Here is an 18,211-nt window from a genome sequence, read left to right as displayed (position 1 = left end):
TTCCGAGGTGCTGATCAGGGCTTGTAGTCGACGGGCAGGTTCGCGGCCTTCGCGCCGGTCGGCGGCACCTGCAGCGTCTTCAGGGCGAACTCCATCACCTGCTTGTAGACGGGGCCGCAGATCTGGCCGCCGAAGTAGTTGCCGGACGTGGCGTTCTGGATGGCGCAGTACACGGTGATCCGCGGTTTGTCCGCGGGTGCGAACCCGGCGAACGACGAGGTGTATCCGCGGTACCTGCCGGTGGCCGGATCCACTCGGTTCGCCGTGCCGGTCTTGCCTGCCACCCGGTACCCGGGGATGCGGGCCTTGATGCCGGTGCCCTGCTCGTCGTCCACCACGGACTCCAGCATCTGGGCGACGGACTTGGCCGTCTTCGCGCTGACCACACGGGACTTCCCGGGCTGGGGAGCGGGCGTGAAGCGGCCGTCGGCGCCCCGGGTGCCGCGCACCAGGGTCGGCTCGACGCGGACACCGCCGTTGGCGATCGTCGAGTACACGGAGGCGGCCTGCATGGCGCTCAGGGAGAAACCCTGGCCGAAAGGAATCGTGTACTGCTGCGAGGTCGACCAGTTGCCGGGCGCGGCGAGGATGCCCTTGGTCTCGCCGGGGAAGCCGAGCCCGGTGGGCCGGCCGATGCCGAACTCGCGCAGATACGAGTAGAGGACCTTGTTGGCCTCGGACTGGGACTTGCCGAGCTGGCCGGTGGCGAGGATCGTGCCGATGTTGCTGGACTTGGCAAGCACGCCGTTGAGGGTGAGGTACCAGGTGCGGTGGTCGACGTCGTCCTGGAACAGCCGGTCGCCCCGGTGCAGCCGGTTGGGGACGACGACGTGGGTGAGCGGGGTGGCCGCGTTCTCCTCCAGCACGGCCGCCATGGACATCACCTTGGCGGTGGAGCCGGGCTCGAAGGCGTCCTGGACGGCCGCGTTGCCCATGGCATCCGCGTCGGCCTTCGACAGGTCGTTCGGGTCGAAGCCGGGCGAGTTGGCCATGGCCAGGATCTGACCGCTGCGGGTGTCCTGGACGATGACGTAGCCGCGGTCCGCCCTGGACTTCTTCACCTGCTCGGAGATGGCGTTCTGGGCGGCCCACTGGATGTCGCGGTCGATGGTGAGTTCGACGTCGCTGCCGGGTACGGCGGGGGTCTCGGTCGAGCCCGCCGTGGGCACCTCGCGGCCGCCGGACTGGGCGTAACGGATCTTTCCGTCCTTGCCGGACAGCTGCTTGTTCAGCTCCTGCTCGATGCCGCCGCCGCCCCGGCCGTCGGCGTTGACCCAGCCCAGTATCCCGGCGGCGAGGTCGCCGTTGGGGTACACGCGCTGGCTGCTGGGGTCGGCGAAGACGCCGGCGAGCACGTTGGGCGCCCTGCGGTCGGAGCCGGCCTTTTTGGTGAGGGCGGCCTTCAGGTCCTTGATCTGCTTCCAGACCTGCGGGGTCTGGCGCACGGCCAGCTTGGCGTAGCGCGACAGCTTGTTCCTGGGCCGCAGCTTCTCGACGATCGTGTCCTGGTCCTGGCCGAGGATCGGCGCGAGCAGGGCGGCGGCCTGCTCGGGCCCGTCGTCGATCTTGAGCTGCTTGCGGCCGAACATCGTGGGGTCGGCGGTGATGTCGTACGCGTCCTCGCTGATGGCGAGGGCCACGCCGTTGCGGTCGGTGATCCCGCCGCGGTCGGCGGCCAGGGTGTGCACGACGTAGCGGTTCTGCTCGGCCTTGGCGGCGTACGCGTGCGCGTCGACGGCCTGGACCTGGAGCAGCCGTACGACGAAGGCGCTCATCACCAGGGTGAGGGCGAGGCCCACCATGCGCAGCCGGGGCCTGGGCCGCCCGAGCCGGAGCGGCGGCGGGGGCATCGGCCGGGCCCCGCCCGGCCTGCGGGCCGGACGGGCGCCGGGCCCGGGCTGCCGCCGGACGGAGCCCCGCGCCGGGCGGGGCTCCGCCCGGTCCGGGCGGGGCCGGGGACTCGGGGAAGGCTTCGCGGGGCCGGGCACGCGGCGGCGCGGCGGTTCCCTGTCGGACACTTCCGTCACCTGCCGGAGGTCGGGGTGGGGGCGGGCTGGAGGGTGGAGAGCGGCGCCACCGCCGCTGCCGGGGTGGTGGCCACCGGGGCGGGGGCCGCGGGAGTGGGCGTCGGGCTGGGGGTGGGCGTCGGGGCGCCGGGGGTCTGCGCCGGCGAGGACGGCGGGCCGGCGGACGGGGTGACGGTCTCCGGGGCGGCCGGGCCGTCGAGGGCGGCGGGCTCGGGGCTCGCGGCGCCGGGTACGCCTCTGACGGTTCCGCCGGGGTCCAGGAAGGCCGGGTCGCCGCCGGGGACCATGCCGAGCTCGCGGGCGCGGCGCTGGAGGGCGTCGGGGGACGAGTAGCCGTCGATGTCCCGCTGGAGCGCCTGTTCCTCGTCGGTGAGGTTCTTGGTCTGCTTGCGCAGGGCGTCGAGCCGGAACGAGCCTTCGCTGAGCGCGGAGTTCAGCACCAGCAGCCCGATGAGGCCGCCGCCGAGCAGCAGGACGACGAGCAGGACGAACGGCGCGCGGGCCGCGCGGGCGCGGCCGGCCGGGAAGAGCCGGGCGAGCCGGGCGGCCCTCCCCCTCAGTTCGGGTTTCCTACTCACTGGGCCTCCGGTGGCTTCCGGTGCGCCGACGGGTGAGTCCGGGAACCCAGCCGACCCGTTCCGCTCACTCGGCGTCCTCCCTGATCCGCTCGGCGCCGCGCAGCCGGGCCGGGGCGGCGCGGCGGTTCTCGGCGATCTCTTCCTCGGTGGGAAGTTCGGCACCGCGCGTGAGCAGCTTGAGCCGCGGCTGGTAGCGCTCGGGCACGACGGGCAGTCCGGGCGGCGCGGTGGTGGCGGCGCCGGCCGCGAACACCTGCTTCACCAGCCGGTCCTCCAGGGAGTGGTACGACAGCACGGCGACGCGCCCGCCGACGCCGACGGCCCCGACCGCCGCCGGGATCGCCCGCTCCAGGACGGACAGCTCTCCGTTGACCTCGATGCGCAGGGCCTGGAAGGTGCGCTTGGCCGGGTTGCCGCCGGTGCGCTTGGCGGCCTGCGGCAGCGCGTCCCGGATCAGCTCGACGAGCCGCGCGCTGTTGCTGAAGGGCTCCTTCTCGCGTTCCCGGACGATCGCCGAGACGATCCGCTTGGCCTGCTTCTCCTCGCCGTAGGCGCGCAGGATCCGGACCAGTTCGCCCGCCGGGTAGGTGTTGAGCACCTCGGCGGCGCTGATGCCGGTCGTCTGGTCCATGCGCATGTCGAGCGGGGCGTCCTGGGCGTAGGCGAAGCCGCGGTCGGCCTCGTCGAGCTGCATGGAGGACACGCCGAGGTCGAACAGGACGCCCTGCACGCGCGCGATGCCGAGCCGGTCCAGGACCTCGGGCAGCTCGTCGTACACCGCGTGCACGAGGGTGGCCCGGTCCCCGTACGGCGCCAGCCGCTCACCCGAGAGGCGCAGCGCCTCCTTGTCCCGGTCGAGGCCGATCAGCCGCGCCTGGGGGAACCGGCTCAGCAGCGCCTCGCTGTGGCCGCCGAGGCCGAGGGTGCAGTCGACGACCACCGCTCCCGGCCGCTCAAGGGCGGGCGCCAGCAGGTCCAGGCACCGCTGGAGCATCACCGGGACGTGTCGACTCTCGCTCAAGGGGGCCTCTCGTTTCCGGCGGGCCGTACGCACCGCCGGGTCCCCGCCCGCTCCGTGAAGGGGAGGCCCGCCGGCGCCGGAAGCGTCGGCCGGCCGGGAGCGGGAGGAGGCCGAGCCGTACGTACGCGCCGCGCACATGGGGAGACGGTCCGGGTGAGGGCCGGGGTCTCCGGGGGATTCACCAGCAGGGAGAGCCGCGCCTCCCGCTTCGCGTCACTTTAGTCCACCGTGTCGCGCGGTCAATCAACCGGCCTGCGCGTCGCCCGACCGGGCGCGAACAGGGTTCGCGCTGTGTGTGGAGTCGCTCACAACAAGCCACAATGGCGTTCTTTGTCCGCTCTGCACAGCAGGACCGGAAGGGGGATGACCAGTACGGTCTTGGGTATGACGACTTCTGCAGCAGCTCAGACCGGTGCCGACGGAACCATAGCGGGTGACGGCACCGTCACGGACCGTCTCTTCGAGGCCAACGAACGGTACGCCGCCGAGTTCAGCGACCCCGGGATGGACGCCCGGCCCGTCCTGCGTGTCGCCGTCGTGGCCTGTATGGACGCCCGCCTCGACCTGCACAAGGCCCTCGGCCTGCAACTCGGCGACTGCCACACCATCCGCAACGCCGGCGGGGTGGTCACCGACGACGTGATCCGGTCCCTCACCATCAGCCAGCGGGCGCTCGGCACCCGCAGCGTGGTGCTGATCCACCACACCGGATGCGGCATGGAGTCCATCACCGAGGACTTCCGGCACGAGCTGGAGCTGGAGGTCGGCCAGCGTCCCGCGTGGGCGGTGGAGTCCTTCCGGGACGTCGACCAGGACGTGCGGCAGTCGATGCAGCGCGTGCGCACCTCGCCGTTCCTGCTGCACACCGACGACGTGCGCGGTTTCGTGTTCGACGTCAAGACCGGCCGCCTGCGCGAGATCGACCCCGCCTGACGAACCGCACCGGCCCGTCACGAACACCTCCGCACCGCGCGGACGCTTCCCGCCGCATCTCGAGAACGGCGGCCGAAAAGGCCGTAAGACCGACATAGTGCGGGCAGTTGTCCACAGGCGAGTGACACGAATCGGTAACGGCGGCAAGAATGCGGGGTGTGGCGTCGCCCGGGACTTCCGGCGCGGTGTCCGTGTTTCGGGGTGGGCCGGTTTCGCAGCGCAGAGCGTCGGCCCGAGTAAGAACGGGCCGAGGAGGGCCGGGTGACGACCTATGACGATCGAGCGAGCCTCACTGATCTGACCGCCACTGTGGAGCGTGTCCGCAGTTCGGTGGAGGGTGTGATCGAGGGCAAGCCCGAGGTCGTACGGCTTTCGCTGACCGTACTGCTCGCCGAGGGACACCTGCTGATCGAGGATGTCCCCGGCGTGGGCAAGACGATGCTGGCCAAGGCACTGGCGCGGTCCATCGACTGCTCGGTGCGGCGCATCCAGTTCACGCCCGACCTGCTGCCCTCGGACATCACGGGTGTGTCCATCTGGGACCAGCAGCGCCGGGACTTCGAGTTCAAGCCGGGCGCCATCTTCGCGCAGATCGTGATCGGCGACGAGATCAACCGCGCCTCGCCGAAGACCCAGTCGGCCCTGCTGGAGTCCATGGAGGAACGGCAGGTCACCATCGACGGGCAGAGCTATGAACTGCCCAGCCCGTTCATGGTGGTGGCCACGCAGAACCCGGTCGAGATGGAGGGCACCTATCCGCTGCCCGAGGCCCAGCGCGACCGCTTCATGGCCCGGGTCTCCGTCGGCTATCCGAGCGTCGAGGCCGAGTTGCAGATGCTCGACGTCCACGGCGGGGTGAGCCCACTGGAGGACCTGCAGCCGGTGGCGCACGCGCACGAGATCGTGAAGCTGATCGAGGCCGTGCGCGGGGTGCATGTCTCCGAGGCCGTGCGCCGGTACGCGGTGGAGCTGGTGGCGGCCACGCGCACCCATCCCGACCTCAGACTCGGCGCGTCCCCGCGCGCGACGCTGCATCTGCTGCGCGCCGCCAAGGCGTCCGCCGCCCTCGCCGGCCGGGACTACGCGCTGCCGGACGACGTGCAGGACCTCGCCATCGCGGTCCTCGCGCACCGGCTGCTGCCCACCGCCCAGGCCCAGCTCAACCGGCGTACGGCCGAACAGGTGGTGCTGGAGATCCTGCAGCACACCGCCGTACCCGCGGCGCCGCAGCGGCACGGCGGCTTCGGCTCGCTGGGCCGGACCATGCCCGCCTATCCCCAGCAGCCTCCTCGGGGTCTTTGATGAGCACCGGGGGGACGGGGCGGGCGGAGGCCGACCGCGGCGACGCGGGCGGCGTCCGTACCGCCCTGGCGGGGCTCACCACGCGCGGGCGCTCCTTCCTCGCGGCCGGGATCGCGGCCGCGGTCTGCGCGTACGTGCTGGGCCAGAGCGATCTGCTGCGGGTCGGCCTGCTGCTGGCGGTGCTGCCCCTGCTCTGCGCGGCCGTGCTGTACCGCACGCGCCACCGGGTGGCCGGCAGCCGCCGGCTCTCCCCCGCACGCGTGCCCGCCGCCGGCGAGGCGCGCGTGCACCTGCGGATGGACAACGTCTCCCGGCTGCCCACCGGCCTGCTGATGCTCCAGGACCGGGTGCCCTACGTCCTCGGGCCCCGGCCCCGCTTCGTGCTGGACCGGGTGGAGCCGGGCGGGCGCCGTGAGGTGTCGTACCGGGTCCGCTCGGACCTGCGCGGCCGCTATCCGCTGGGCCCGCTGCAACTGCGCCTGACCGACCCGTTCGGGATGTGCGAGCTGACGCGGTCCTTCTCGACGTACGACACGCTGACCGTCATACCGCGCACGGAGCCGCTCACAGCGGTCCGGTTCAGCGGCGAGGCCAAGGGGTACGGCGACGGACGGCAGCGGTCACTGGCCCTGGCCGGCGAGGACGACGTGATCCCGCGCGGCTACCGGTACGGCGACGACCTGCGCCGGGTGCACTGGCGCTCCACCGCGCGCTACGGCGAGCTGATGGTGCGCCGCGAGGAGCAGCCCCGGCGCTCGCGCTGCACGGTGCTGCTGGACACCCGGGCCATCGGCTACGAGGGCGCGGGCCCCGACTCGGCGTTCGAGTGGGCCGTCTCCGGTGCCGCGTCGGTCCTGACGCACCTGCTCGAACAGGGTTTCTCGGTGCGGCTGCTGACGGACGGCGGCACCTCGGTGCCCGGCGAGGGCGCCGACGGGTTCGCGGGCAGCGGCCCGGACAGCGCGGACGCGGCGGGGCTGATGATGGACACCCTCGCGGTGATCGACCACTCCGACGGCACGGGCCTGTCCCGTGCGTACGACTCGCTGCGCGGCGGGAACGAGGGGCTGCTGGTGGCCTTCCTGGGCGACCTGGACGAGGAGCAGGCGGCGGTGGTCGCGAGGATGCGCCAACGCAGCGGCGGAGCGCTCGCGTTCGTGCTGGACCCGGACGCGTGGGTGCGGGAGACGACCGGTGCGCCGGCTCCCGGCAGCCGGCACGAGGAGCGGCTGCGCATGCTGCGCGAGGCGGGCTGGACGGCGCTGGGCGTGCCGCGCGGAGCGTCGCTGAACGATCTGTGGCGGCAGGCGGACCGGGAACGCTCGGGGCTGACCGGCGTCGGCGGGGAGGCGCTGTGATGAGCGGGCGGGCCCGGCTGGCCCTCTGTGCCGCAGCGGCCACGCTGATGACCGCGTGCGCGCTGCTGCCCCTGGTCGACCAGCCGACGTGGCTGTTCACGACGGTGCTGCTGGTCGCCGTGCAGACCGGGGTGGGCGCGGCGGCCCGGCGGGTGCCGCTGGCCAGGCCGCTGACCGTGGCGGCGCAGGCCCTGGTCACGCTGATGCTGCTGACCCTGGTCTTCGCCCGGCGGCAGGCGGTCGGCGGGCTGATCCCCGGCCCGGAGGCGTTCCGGTACTTCGGCGATCTGCTCCAGCAGGGCTCGGACGACGTCAGCCGGTACGCGATACCGGCACCGCTCACCGACGGTATCGAGCTGATGCTGATCGGCGGGGTTCTGGTGATCGGTCTGCTGGTCGACACCCTGGCGGTGACCTTCCGCAGCGCGGCCCCGGCCGGGCTGCCGCTGCTCGCGCTGTACTCGGTGGCCGCCGGGCTGTCCGACAGCGGCACCGACTGGCTGTCCTTCCTGATCGCGGCGTCCGGCTATCTGATGCTGCTGCTCGCCGAGAGCCGGGACCGGCTGGCCCAGTGGGGCCGCGTCTTCGGTGGCGCCGCCCGCGATCAGGGAGCGCCGGAGAGCGGGGCGGTGGCGCCGGTGCGCGCCGGGCGCCGGCTCGGCGCGGTGGCTCTCGGTGTCGCCGTGCTGGTGCCGGCCATCCCCCTGTTCTCCATCCAGGGCGGGCTGCTGGACGCCACGGGGACGGGCGTCGGCGCGGGCAACGGCAGGGGCGGCACGATCTCCGCGGTCAACCCGCTGGTGTCGCTGCGCGACAGCCTGAACGTGGAGAACGACCGCCAGGTGCTGTCGCTGAGGACCACGGCGGGCGACCTGTCGGACATGTATCTGCGGATCGTGTCCCTGGACGACTTCGACGGCACGACCTGGAAGCCGTCCCAGCGGCACATCGTCGCGGTGCCGGACGTCCTCCCGGCCCCCGCCGGCCTGGGTGCGGACGTCAAGCGCACCACGGTGCGGACCAGGATCACCGCGGCGGACTGGTACGCCCAGGACTGGCTGCCGATGCCGTACCCGCCGAGCAGGGTGAGCATCAGCGGCAACTGGCGGTACGAGCCCGTCGGCATGACACTCGTCGGCGACCACGGCCAGAACACCCGCGGCGAGGTCTACGAGGTGCGCAGCCTCGACGTGCAGCCGACCGCCGCCGAGCTGGCCGCCGCGCCGCAGGCGCCCGCGGCCCTGCGGCGCGAGTACACCAAGGTGCCGTCCAAGCTGCCGAGGACGGTGGCCAGGACGGCCGAGGAGATCACCGCGGGCTCGTCCAGCCGCTACGACGAGGCGGTCAAGCTCCAGGACTGGTTCGCGGTGAACGGCGGCTTCCAGTACGACACCGAGGTGGAGGTCGGCCAGGGCCCGAACGCGATCGCGAACTTCCTGCGGAAGAAGCAGGGCTTCTGCGTCCACTTCTCCTTCGCGATGGCCGCGATGGCCCGCACACTCGGGATTCCGGCGCGGGTCGCGGTGGGCTTCGCGCCCGGCACCCCGCAGGCGGACGGCTCGGTCTCGGTGTCGCTGAAAGACGCGCACGCCTGGCCCGAGCTGTACTTCGAGGGCGTGGGCTGGACCCGCTTCGAGCCGACCCCGACCCGGGGCACGGTGCCCTCGTACACCCAGTCGAACACGCCGGGCACGTCGGAGCCGGACGAGGCTCTGCCGTCGCGCGGGGCGTCCCAGGCGCCCTCGGCCGCGGCCTCGCCGAGCGAGAGCTGCTCGGCGCAGTTGCGCAAGCTCGAGGCGTGCGACAGCCCGGAGGCGGCGGTCGCGCGTCCCGGTGGTGGCGGCAGCGGCTGGGACCTGCTGTGGTTCGGTCTGATCGGGCTCGGTGTCCTGACCGTGCTGGCGGTGCCGTTCCTGCCGCTGCTGTGGCGGGCCCGGCTGCGGGCCGTCCGGCTGGGCGGGCACGCGCGGACGGCGGAGGGCGCGGCCGCCCACGCGCTGCTGGCCTGGCAGGAGCTGATCGACAGCGCCTGGGACCTCGGGATCCTCCCGGACGAGTCGCTGACCCCGCGCAACGCGGCGGCCAGGATCGTGCGTCTGGGCCGTCTCGACGCGGCCGCCGGGGCCGCGGTGAACCGGGTGGCGGACGCGGTGCAGCAGGTGCTGTACGCGCCCCGGCCGCGACCGGTGGCGGGCCTCGCCGACGACGTGCGCCGGGTGGTCGCCGCCCTGTACGCAGGCGTGCGCCGGCGGACGAGGCTGCGGGCGCTGTTCGCGCCGCGGTCGGCCGCGCGGGTGCTGTGGGCGGCGTCGGACCGGTGGGTGGCGCTCAGCGAGCGCGCGGTGGCGGCCCGGCCGTCGTGGCTCCGGCCGTCGGGCCAGCGGGGCTGAGGCCGCGGGGCCGCGGACCGGCGGCTCCAGGGCACGCGTGAGGGGTGACCACCGGCTGGTGGTCACCCCTCACGGATGTTCTTGCCGGTCGCCGCCGTGCGAGCCCGGCCCGGTCGGCGCTAGTGTCCCTGCTGCTCGTCGCGGCGGCGCTGCCAGCGCTGTTCGATGCGGTCCATCATGGAGCGCTTCTGCCGTGCCTGGCGGCGCGGCGCGCCCGCGGGCTGCTCGCCCGGCTTGGGTGCCTTGCGCCAGCCCGTCACGGCGAGCACGGCGCAGCCCAGCATCACCAGGAAGCCCACCACGCTGACCCAGATCTGCTTCGCGACCATTCCGGCCATGAGGAGCGCGATACCCACGAGGAAGCCCACGACCGCCTGGTAGACCCGCCGCCGGGTGTACGTCCGCAGCCCACTTCCCTCAAGCGCCGACGCGAACTTGGGATCTTCGGCGTACAGCGCTCGCTCCATCTGCTCGAGCATGCGCTGCTCGTGCTCCGAGAGCGGCACGGAGTCCTCCTCATCGTGCGGTCGCCGGGGCGACCCGGGGGGTCCCTTCAGGATAGGCAGGGAATCGCCCCCGTGAAACCCGCCCCTCTGCGCCAATTGGCCAACCGGAATCCATCCTGGCCGTCCCGGCTCGCTGAGGCTTCCATTCCCCGGCGGCCGACCCGTCATGCCGGACGGCGTACCTCGATCATACGGCGCAAACCGCTCGATCGGGTGTCTTGTGGCGTACTCCATCTGCCGCCGAGCCCCTGATCAGCGGCGGGTCACCGGGGGCACTCAGGCCTCGGTGGCCGCCCGCGTCTCACCGAGCACATGGAGCTGGGTGGCCACCGAGTGGAACGCGGGCAGCTCGGCCGCCGCCTCCTCGAGCTTCAGCAGGGCGTCCATGGCACCGGGCTCGGTGTCCACCAGGACGCCGGGCACGAGGTCGGCGAAGACCCGTACGCCGTGTACGGCGCCGACCCGCAGGCCCGCTCCCTCCACCAGAGCGGTGAGCTGCTCGGCGGTGAAACGGCGCGGCACCGGGTCCCCGGCCCCCCAGCGGCCCTCGGGATCCTGGAGGGCCTGCTTGGCCTCCTTGAAGTGGCCGGCCAGGGCCCGGGCGAGCACGGCACCGCCGAGACCGGCGGCGAGCAGGCTGAGGACACCCTCGGGGCGCAGCGCGGCCACCGCGTTGCGCACGCCCTCGGCCGGGTCGTCCACGTACTCCAGGACGCCGTGGCACAGCACCACGTCGTGGATGCCGCGCTCGACCACGTCGAACAGGCCGTGGGCGTCACCCTGGACGCCCCTGACCCGGTCGGCGACACCGGCCTCGGCGGCGCGGCGTTCGAGGGCGAACAGCGCGTTGGGGCTGGGGTCGACGACGGTGACCCGGTGACCGAGGCCGGCGAGGGGCACGGCGAAGTTGCCGCTACCGCCCCCGGTGTCGAGAACGTCCAGCGATTCCCGCCCCGTGGCCTTGATCCGGCGGTCGAGGGCGTCCTGGAGGACCTCCCAGACCACTGCGGTACGGAGGGAGGAACGGGGGCGCATCGGGTCCGACACGGCAGTTGACTCCTCGGCGCGGCACCGCCTGTTGCCCGGCGGCGCGAACGGGGTGCCTCCCCGGCCCGGATGCGGGAGGAAGGAAGGCTTCAGGCGTCTCCACCCTATTGCCTCCGCCGCCCGACCCGGTCATCGCGGTGGGGTGGACCGTGTCCGTCTCGCAGGACGGACGCCCGAGGTCAGCCCGCGTCCGGGAGGTCGTCGCGGGTGGGTGGGCCCGGCGGCTCCCCGGTGTCGTGGCGGGGCTGGGGCAGGACGGGCTGGAGCACCAGCATCCGCTCGACGATGCGGAGGAACATCGCCACGTCGCGTATCAGGTCGTCGGCGTCCCGCCGGCCGGCCGCGCCCTGGATGCCCGCCTCGGCGCGGGCGCGGCGGGCGGCGCCGGAGGCGAACAGCGCGCTCCACTCGGTCAGTTCGGGAGCTATCTCGGGCAGCACCTCCCAGGCGCTGCGGATGCGGGCACGGCGGCGCGGGGAGGTCTCGGGACGGCCCCGGGCCGCGAGCACCGCGGCGGCGGTGCGCAGGGCGGCGAGGTGGGCGGTCGCGTAGCGCTCGTTGGACGTCTCCAGGCAGCCGGCCTCCTCGAGTCCGGCGCGGGCCTGGGCGAGCAGGTCGAGGACGGCGGGCGGGGCCGTGGCCCGGCGGAGCACGGGGTGCACATCGCTCGCCGGGCCGGTCAGTGAGGGGGCAGGGCCGGTGGCGCGGCGCCGCTGGGAGGCGGCTGCGGACGGGTTGGCCATGACGAACCTCCTGTCGTCTGGTGACGGCACGGATGCCGTATGTGCCCATCGTGAGGTATGGCACTGACAATCCGTTCTGACCTGCCGCTTTGCCTCGATCAGGGGTTCGGGAGTAGTTTTGTACTGACCAGTCAGTGCAAAAATAGAGCAGGCAAGGGGGAGGCTTGTGGACGGCGCGCACCTGACCGCCGAGGGCCTCGGGCTCAAGGGACCACGAGGGTGGGTCTTCCGGGACGTCACGTTCGACGCGGAGCCCGGCTCGCTGATCGCGATCGAGGGACCGTCCGGCTCCGGCCGCACGTGTCTGCTGCTCGCGCTCACCGGACGGATGAAGCCCACCGAGGGAGTGGCCGCGGTGGGCGGTTTCAAACTCCCCCGGCACATGGCGGCCGTGCGCCGGATCGGCGGCGTGGCCAACGTGGCCGGTGTCACCGACCTGGAGCCGGCCCTGACCGTCGGGGAGCACCTGCGTGAGCGGGCCCTGCTGCAGCACCGGTTCGGCGACTCCGTGCGGGAGTTGCTGCGGCCCCGCCGGGACCGCGTCCACGAGGCCCGGCTGCGCGTCGACGCGGCCCTGGCCGCCGCCGGACTCGATCCGGAGACGCTTCCCAAGGGTTCCCGGACGGCCGTGCGGGACCTGGAGCGGCCCGCGGAACTGCGGCTCTCCATCGCGCTTGCCCTGCTCGGGCGACCGCGGCTGATCGGCGTGGACGACGTCGACATGAAGCTCTCGGACGCCGAGCGCGAGGGGATCTGGGACCTGCTGCGGTCCCTCACGCGCGCGGGCACGACGGTGGTGGCCGTGTGCCGCACCGCCCCCGCGGGCTGCCTCACCGTCTCCACCGAGCCGGCCGGGAGCACCGGCGACGACAGCGGGCCCGAGCCGGCCGGGAGGACCGACAGCGACAGCGGGCCCGAGCCGGCCGGCGCCGGCACTCCGAAGACCGACGAGGACAACGACCGGAAGGAGGCGGCGGATGCGCACGCCCAGGCTGGCCGCGCTTGAGCTGAGGCGTTTCGGACGGGGGAAGCTGCCGCGCGCCGCCCTGGTCGCGCTGCTCGTGCTGCCCCTGCTGTACGGCGCCCTGTACCTGTGGTCCTTCTGGGACCCCTACGGCCGTCTGGACCGTATCCCGGTGGCCCTGGTGAACGACGACAAGGGCGCCACGGCGGGCGGGAAGAAGGTCACCGCCGGCGACGACATCGTGGCCGGGCTGCGCGACAGCCGGACCTTCGAGTGGCACGAGGTGAGCGACGCCGAGGCCCGCCGGGGCGTCGAGGACGGCACCTACTACCTGTCGCTGACGATGCCCGCCGACTTCAGCGACCGGATCGCGTCCAGCTCCGGCGACTCCCCCGAGACCGGCGCCCTCAAGGTGCGCACCAACGACGCGAACAACTACATCGTCGGCCAGATCTCCAGGACCGTCTTCAACGAGGTCCGCTCGGCCGCGTCCAGCAAGGCGTCCCGGACCTTCCTGGACCGGATCTTCATCTCCTTCTCCGACATCCACGGCAAGACCGTGACGGCCGCCAAGGGCGCCGACCGCCTCAAGGGCGGCATCGGCAAGGCGGAGAAGGGATCCAAGGATCTCGCGGCCGGCCTGAAGGACGCCAAGAGCGGCAGCGGCAAGCTGGCCAAGGGGCTGAAGAAGCTCGACTCGGGTGCGGGCCGGCTGGAGGACGGTTCCCGGCGGGTCGCGGACGGCACCCAGACCCTCGCGAACGACGTCAACGGCGTCTACAAGCAGGCCGGTCCGTTCCTGAAGGACAACGAGAAGACCATCGGGGACACCGCCCGGCTGGTCGCCGACTCGGCCAAGACCGTCCGGCACAACCTCGAGACCATGGTGAAGCTGGCGCCGGGCGCCGCCAGGACCGCCCACGCCTCCGAGGCCGTGCTGGACGAGGTCTACGAGGCGCGCTGCGAGAAGGCGGTGATCCCCGACCCGGCCTGCCCGGACCTGAAGAAGGCCAGGCAGGCGGCGGCCGACGTGGCCACCGTCGCCGACGACCTCAACACCCTGATCGCCGACCAGGACGGCGACCTGAAGACCATGCGGGCCAACCTCGCCACACTCCAGAAGCAGGCCCAGGCCCTGGCCGCGCGCGCCCCGCACCTCTACGAGGACGTCGACGACGCCGTCAAGAAGATCAACGAGCTGAACGACGGCGCGGCCGAGGTCGCCGCCGGCGCCAAGAAGCTGCACGCCGGAATCGGCACCGCCGGCACCGGGGCGGCGAAGCTCGACAAGGGCATCGGCACCGCCGAGTCGGGCGCCCAGACCCTCAGCGGCGGCATGTACAAGCTGGTCGACGGCTCCGGCGAGCTGGCCGGCGGTCTGCACGACGGCGCGAAGAAGATCCCCGACTACGACAAGCAGGACCGCGACCGGCGCACCGGCGTGATGGCCGACCCGGTCCAGCTCGCCTCCCACGACCTGCACAAGGCGCCCAACTACGGCACCGGTTTCGCCCCGTACTTCATCCCGCTGTCCCTGTGGGTCGGCGCGATGGTGGCGTACATGCTGATCCCGCCGCTCAACCGGCGTGCCCTGGCGGCCGGTTCGCCGGCCTGGCGGATCGCGCTGGCCGGCTGGTTGCCGGTGGTCGCGGTGGGCGTACTGCAGACGGCCGCTCTGATGGCCGTACTGCACTGGGCGATCGGGCTGCAGATGGCGCGGGCGGCCGGCACGGTCGGGTTCCTGTTCCTGGCGGCGGCGTGCTTCGCGGCGATCGTGCAGTGGCTGAACGCCCGCTTCGGCGCGGCGGGCCGGATCCTGGTGCTGGCGCTGCTGATGCTCCAGCTCACGTCGGCGGGCGGCACCTACCCCGTGCAGACCAGCCCCGGCTTCTTCAACGCCATCCACCCGTTCCTGCCGATGAGCTACATCGTGGGGGCCCTGCGCCGGCTGATCACGGGCGGCGGGCTCGGCCCGGTCTGGCAGGCGTGCGGCGTGCTGGCCGCCTTCACCGCGGGCGCCGTCGCGCTGACCGCCCTCGCGGCCCGGCGCCGCCAGGTGTGGACGCTGGACCGGCTGCACCCGGAACTGAGCCTGTGATCCCCAGGACGTCCCCGCACACGCGCGTACCTGTGACAATCGGGGCCATGGAAAGCAGCAACGCCACCTCCGGCGGCAGCACGCGCCGCGAGGCCACCCGGCAGAAGCTCTACGAGGCCGCCGTCACGCTCATCGCCGAGCAGGGCTTCTCCGCCACCACCGTGGACGAGATCGCCGAGCGGGCCGGGGTCGCGAAGGGCACGGTCTACTACAACTTCGCGAGCAAGTCGGTCCTCTTCGAGGAGTTGCTGCGGCACGGTGTGGGCCTGCTCACCGCCTCCCTCAGGGAGGCGGCCGAGCGGACCGCCGCGGAGGGCGGCGGCAAGGTGGACGCCCTGGACGCGATGGTCCGCGCGGGCCTGGTCTTCATCGACCGCTACCCGGCCTTCACCCAGCTCTACGTGGCCGAGCTGTGGCGCACCAACCGCGCCTGGCAGTCCACGCTGATGGTGGTCCGGCAGGAGGCCGTCGCCGTCGTGGAGGGGGTGCTGCGCGAAGGCGTGGCGGCCGGTGAGTTCAGCGACGAGATCGACGTCCAGCTGACGGCGGCCGCGCTGGTCGGCATGGTGCTGGTGGCCGCCCTGGACTGGAAGTCGTTCCAGCCGGAGCGCTCCCTGGACGACGTGCACGCGGCCCTGTCCCGGCTGCTCCAGGGACGGGTGAGCGGGAAGGGCTGAGGCGCACCGGGAGCACGGAGGAAGGCGCCGGCCCCTTACCGGGCCGGCGCCTTCCCACTCCCCCGTACTTCCCGTACTCCCCCGTGCTCCCCGTACGGTTCTCCCCCGATGGTCCCCCGTGGTGGTCTGCCGCGGGTCCCCCGTGCCTCGCTTCCGCCGACGGACCGGCGGAAGGAGCGGCCAGGACGCGGGCGCCGTTCCGCCGCCCCGTGCCGGCGGTGCCGGCCCGCGCCCCCTGCCGTGTCTCCACTCTCCCGTGCCCGGCGGTCGCGGCCCATCCGTGCGCATACTCATCTGGCCGTATGAGTACGGATACTCAGTGCCGCGCGCGTGCCCGGGACGGCGGCCCGCCGAGTGGTTACGATCCCTTGCGTGTCCGTACTCCCCCTGGTCTTCACCAGCGGCTGGGCCAGCGGCATCAACGCCTACGCGGTGGTGCTGCTGCTCGGCCTGTTCGGCATGACGGGGGTGAGCGACGACGTCCCGCAGACCTTGCAGCGGCCCGAGGTGCTGATCGTGGCGGGCGTGCTGTTCCTGTGCGAGGCGGTCGCCGACAAGATTCCGTACGTCGACTCGGCGTGGGACGCCGCGCACACCGTCGTGAGGCCGCTCGCGGGCGCCTGGGTCGGGGCACTGCTCGCCGGGCAGAGCGGTTCGCTGTCGGACGTGGCGGCCGGGCTGCTCGGCGGTTCGACGGCGCTGGCCAGCCACAGCGTGAAGGCCGGTACCCGGATGGCGGTCAACACCTCGCCGGAGCCGTTCAGCAACTTCGTGCTGAGCACCGCCGAGGACCTGGGGGTCGCCGGCATCGTGTCGTTCGCGATGTTCCATCCCGAGGCGGCCGCGATCATCGCGGCGGTGCTGCTGGCCGCCGGCCTGGTCGTGCTGTTTTTCCTGGTGTCCCGCATCCGGCGCTTCCTGCGGCGCCGGGCGCAGCGGCGGGAGGAGCGGCGGCTGGCCTCCCGGGTGCCCGGACCGCCGGGCTGACCCGGTCCGGACGGCCCGTCGGCCGGACCGTCGGTGCCGGTGGATAAAGTCGCGGTCATGGCACGGATTGCGGTGATCGGCGCCGGGATGGGCGCGATGGCGGCCGCTGCCCGGCTGGCCGTCGCGGGCCACCGGGTGGCGGTGTACGAGCGTACGGAGACGTACGGCGGAGCGGTGCGCCGCTTCGAGCGGGACGGGTTCGCCTTCGACACCGGGCCGGGGCTGCTGCCGCTGCCCGCCGTGTACCGCGATCTGTTCGTCAAGACCGGCAAGGAGGCGCTGGAGGACGTCGTCGAGCTGGTCCAGGTCGACCCGGCCGCGCGGCACGTCTTCGCGGACGGCACCGAGGTAACCCTGCCGAACGCCTCCCGCGCGGGGGTGGTCGCGGCCCTGGACGAGGCGCTGGGCGCCGGCGCCGGGCAGCGCTGGGGGGACTTCCTGGTACGGGCCCGGGAGGCCTGGGACCGCACCCGCCGGCCGCTGCTGGAGGAGCCGCTGTGGCCGAACTGGCAGGTGCTGGCCGAGCGCGAGCCCTATCCGTCGGTGCCGCACAAGCGGCTGCTGCGCACCCGCCGGGCGGCCACCCTGGCCGAGATCGGCGCCTGGGAACTGCGCGACGAGCGGCTGGCGGCCCTCCTGGAGAGCCAGGTGCTCGGATACGGCCTCGATCCCCGGACCGCTCCGGCGAGCGCGGCCGTGCTGCCGTACATGGACCACGCCTTCGGCACCTGGTACGTGCGCGGCGGCATGCGGGAGCTGGCCCGGGCGGTGTACGAGCGGTGCCTGCGGCGGAGGGTCGAGTTCAGCTTCGGCGCCGAGGTGACCCGGATCCTGGAGAAGGACGGCCGGGCGGTGGGGGTGGAGCTCGCCGACGGTTCGGCGGCCGAGGCGGACCACGTGGTGGCGGACGTGGACCCGGCGCGGCTGCGGGCCCTGACGGAGCGTCCGCTGGACGCGGACGGCGACGTGCGGGCCGGTGATCCGGTCCTGCCCCGGCCCGGGCGCTTCACGGCCCTGCTGGCCCTGCGGGGCGGGCGCGAGCCCGGGGCCGTCCACCGCACGGTCGTCCACGCACCGGACGCCGAGACCGAGCTGGACTTCCTGGCCTCGCCCGGCGGCGACCGGCCGGTGTGTCCCACGGTGACCGTGCTGCGTCCGGACGACCCCGCGCTCCGACCGGACGGCGCGCACGAGTCGGTGGTGGTGTCCGCCGTCGTGTCGGCCGAGGTCGACTGGGAGGACGAGGGCACGGTCCGGTGCTACACGGACTTCGCGGTCGAAGCCGCCGAGCGCGCGGTGCCCGGGCTGCGGGAGCGCCTGCTGTGGCACGAGGTACGCACACCCGTGCACACGGAGGGGGAGACGGGCGCCCCGTCCGGGGCCGTGCCCGCTCCCGCCCTCGCCGCGGGCCGGGGCCGCTTCCTGTACCCGGGGAACACCACGCGTCTGCCCGGGCTGTACCGGGTGGGCGGCTGGTCCCACCCCGGCGGCGGGCTGCCGCACGCCGGCATGTCGGGGGCACTGGTGGCCGGGCTGATCGTGGAGGGGCCCGGGTTCCGCGGCTCCCAGTGAGGCGGGAG

At 73.3% G+C, this 18,211-nt stretch carries 15 protein-coding genes; 9 read left to right on the top strand and 6 right to left on the bottom strand.

Features of this window, described 5'->3' with window-relative positions; genetic code table 11:
- Positions 1-14: 14 nt before the first annotated feature.
- The 3 genes from ACZ6B1_RS22640 to rsmH form a co-directional block, all read right to left on the bottom strand.
- Positions 15-2,018 (bottom strand): peptidoglycan D,D-transpeptidase FtsI family protein, encoded by a 2,004-nt coding sequence (locus tag ACZ6B1_RS22640; RefSeq protein ID WP_468781003.1) that lies wholly within the window; start codon positions 2,016-2,018, stop codon positions 15-17.
- Between the two features lie 5 nt (positions 2,019-2,023).
- Positions 2,024-2,605, bottom strand: a complete 582-nt coding sequence (gene ftsL, locus ACZ6B1_RS22635; protein ID WP_468781001.1) for a cell division protein FtsL — start codon at positions 2,603-2,605, stop codon at positions 2,024-2,026.
- 64 nt (positions 2,606-2,669) lie between these two features.
- A complete protein-coding gene (gene rsmH, locus ACZ6B1_RS22630; RefSeq protein ID WP_468781000.1) occupies positions 2,670-3,626 on the bottom strand; it encodes a 16S rRNA (cytosine(1402)-N(4))-methyltransferase RsmH in 957 nt (318 codons plus the stop codon).
- 384 nt (positions 3,627-4,010) lie between these two features.
- On the opposite strand from rsmH, the gene ACZ6B1_RS22625 reads away from it, so the two are divergent.
- The 4 genes from ACZ6B1_RS22625 to ACZ6B1_RS22610 all read left to right on the top strand — a co-directional run bounded on the left by ACZ6B1_RS22625 (position 4,011) and on the right by ACZ6B1_RS22610 (position 9,609).
- A complete protein-coding gene (locus tag ACZ6B1_RS22625; RefSeq protein ID WP_468780998.1) occupies positions 4,011-4,559 on the top strand; it encodes a beta-class carbonic anhydrase in 549 nt (182 codons plus the stop codon).
- A 261-nt stretch (positions 4,560-4,820) separates the two neighbouring features.
- The gene (locus ACZ6B1_RS22620) at positions 4,821-5,861 is read left to right on the top strand and encodes an AAA family ATPase (RefSeq protein WP_468780996.1); all 1,041 of its coding nucleotides are present in this window, start codon (positions 4,821-4,823) and stop codon (positions 5,859-5,861) included.
- Complete coding sequence (locus ACZ6B1_RS22615; protein ID WP_468780995.1) at positions 5,861-7,219, top strand: DUF58 domain-containing protein; 1,359 nt, start codon at positions 5,861-5,863, stop codon at positions 7,217-7,219. Before ACZ6B1_RS22620 ends, ACZ6B1_RS22615 begins: the two co-directional genes overlap by 1 nt.
- Positions 7,219-9,609: a transglutaminase TgpA family protein gene (locus ACZ6B1_RS22610; RefSeq protein ID WP_468780993.1), complete on the top strand. Its 2,391-nt coding sequence runs from the start codon at positions 7,219-7,221 to the stop codon at positions 9,607-9,609. The genes ACZ6B1_RS22615 and ACZ6B1_RS22610 overlap by 1 nt, the downstream gene beginning before the upstream one ends.
- Before the next feature lie 119 nt (positions 9,610-9,728).
- On the opposite strand, the gene ACZ6B1_RS22605 is transcribed toward ACZ6B1_RS22610, so the two are convergent.
- The 3 genes from ACZ6B1_RS22605 to ACZ6B1_RS22595 all read right to left on the bottom strand — a co-directional run bounded on the left by ACZ6B1_RS22605 (position 9,729) and on the right by ACZ6B1_RS22595 (position 11,905).
- Positions 9,729-10,115 carry a DUF3040 domain-containing protein gene (locus ACZ6B1_RS22605; protein ID WP_468780991.1) on the bottom strand — a complete coding sequence of 129 codons (387 nt, stop codon included), beginning with the start codon at positions 10,113-10,115 and terminating at the stop codon, positions 9,729-9,731.
- 276 nt (positions 10,116-10,391) lie between these two features.
- Positions 10,392-11,162, bottom strand: coding sequence for a methyltransferase (locus ACZ6B1_RS22600; RefSeq protein WP_468780990.1), 771 nt, complete (start codon positions 11,160-11,162; stop codon positions 10,392-10,394).
- Between the two features lie 179 nt (positions 11,163-11,341).
- Entirely contained in the window at positions 11,342-11,905 is a 564-nt protein-coding gene (locus tag ACZ6B1_RS22595; protein WP_468780988.1) for an SAV_6107 family HEPN domain-containing protein, read from the bottom strand.
- A 166-nt stretch (positions 11,906-12,071) separates the two neighbouring features.
- Here ACZ6B1_RS22595 and ACZ6B1_RS22590 point away from each other — a divergent pair, with 166 nt between their 5' ends.
- From ACZ6B1_RS22590 to ACZ6B1_RS22570, 5 genes are all read left to right on the top strand, one after another.
- A complete protein-coding gene (locus tag ACZ6B1_RS22590) occupies positions 12,072-12,911 on the top strand; it encodes an ATP-binding cassette domain-containing protein (protein WP_468780986.1) in 840 nt (279 codons plus the stop codon).
- Entirely contained in the window at positions 12,883-14,967 is a 2,085-nt protein-coding gene (locus ACZ6B1_RS22585; RefSeq protein ID WP_468780984.1) for a YhgE/Pip family protein, read from the top strand. Before ACZ6B1_RS22590 ends, ACZ6B1_RS22585 begins: the two co-directional genes overlap by 29 nt.
- Before the next feature lie 47 nt (positions 14,968-15,014).
- A complete protein-coding gene (locus ACZ6B1_RS22580) occupies positions 15,015-15,644 on the top strand; it encodes a TetR/AcrR family transcriptional regulator (protein WP_358931022.1) in 630 nt (209 codons plus the stop codon).
- 372 nt (positions 15,645-16,016) lie between these two features.
- Entirely contained in the window at positions 16,017-16,631 is a 615-nt protein-coding gene (locus tag ACZ6B1_RS22575) for a DUF4126 domain-containing protein (RefSeq protein WP_468780982.1), read from the top strand.
- Positions 16,632-16,688: 57 nt separating this feature from the next.
- Positions 16,689-18,203 (top strand): phytoene desaturase family protein, encoded by a 1,515-nt coding sequence (locus tag ACZ6B1_RS22570; RefSeq protein WP_468780980.1) that lies wholly within the window; start codon positions 16,689-16,691, stop codon positions 18,201-18,203.
- Positions 18,204-18,211: the final 8 nt, after the last annotated feature.

This window comes from Streptomyces sp. NPDC041129 (assembly GCF_055592265.1).
Note: the sequence above shows the minus strand (reverse complement) of the source record. Positions and strands in the feature narration are given on the sequence as shown.

Excerpts from the sequence above, each read along its gene's own strand:
- ACZ6B1_RS22595 (WP_468780988.1), bottom strand. The coding sequence starts at position 11,905 with ATGGCCAACCCGTCCGCAGCCGCCTCCCAGCGGCGCCGCGCCACCGGC.
- ACZ6B1_RS22625 (WP_468780998.1), top strand. The coding sequence starts at position 4,011 with ATGACGACTTCTGCAGCAGCTCAGACCGGTGCCGACGGAACCATAGCG.
- ACZ6B1_RS22585 (WP_468780984.1), top strand. The coding sequence starts at position 12,883 with ATGCGCACGCCCAGGCTGGCCGCGCTTGAGCTGAGGCGTTTCGGACGG.
- ACZ6B1_RS22615 (WP_468780995.1), top strand. The coding sequence starts at position 5,861 with ATGAGCACCGGGGGGACGGGGCGGGCGGAGGCCGACCGCGGCGACGCG.
- ACZ6B1_RS22570 (WP_468780980.1), top strand. The coding sequence starts at position 16,689 with ATGGCACGGATTGCGGTGATCGGCGCCGGGATGGGCGCGATGGCGGCC.
- ACZ6B1_RS22610 (WP_468780993.1), top strand. The coding sequence starts at position 7,219 with ATGAGCGGGCGGGCCCGGCTGGCCCTCTGTGCCGCAGCGGCCACGCTG.
- ACZ6B1_RS22580 (WP_358931022.1), top strand. The coding sequence starts at position 15,015 with ATGGAAAGCAGCAACGCCACCTCCGGCGGCAGCACGCGCCGCGAGGCC.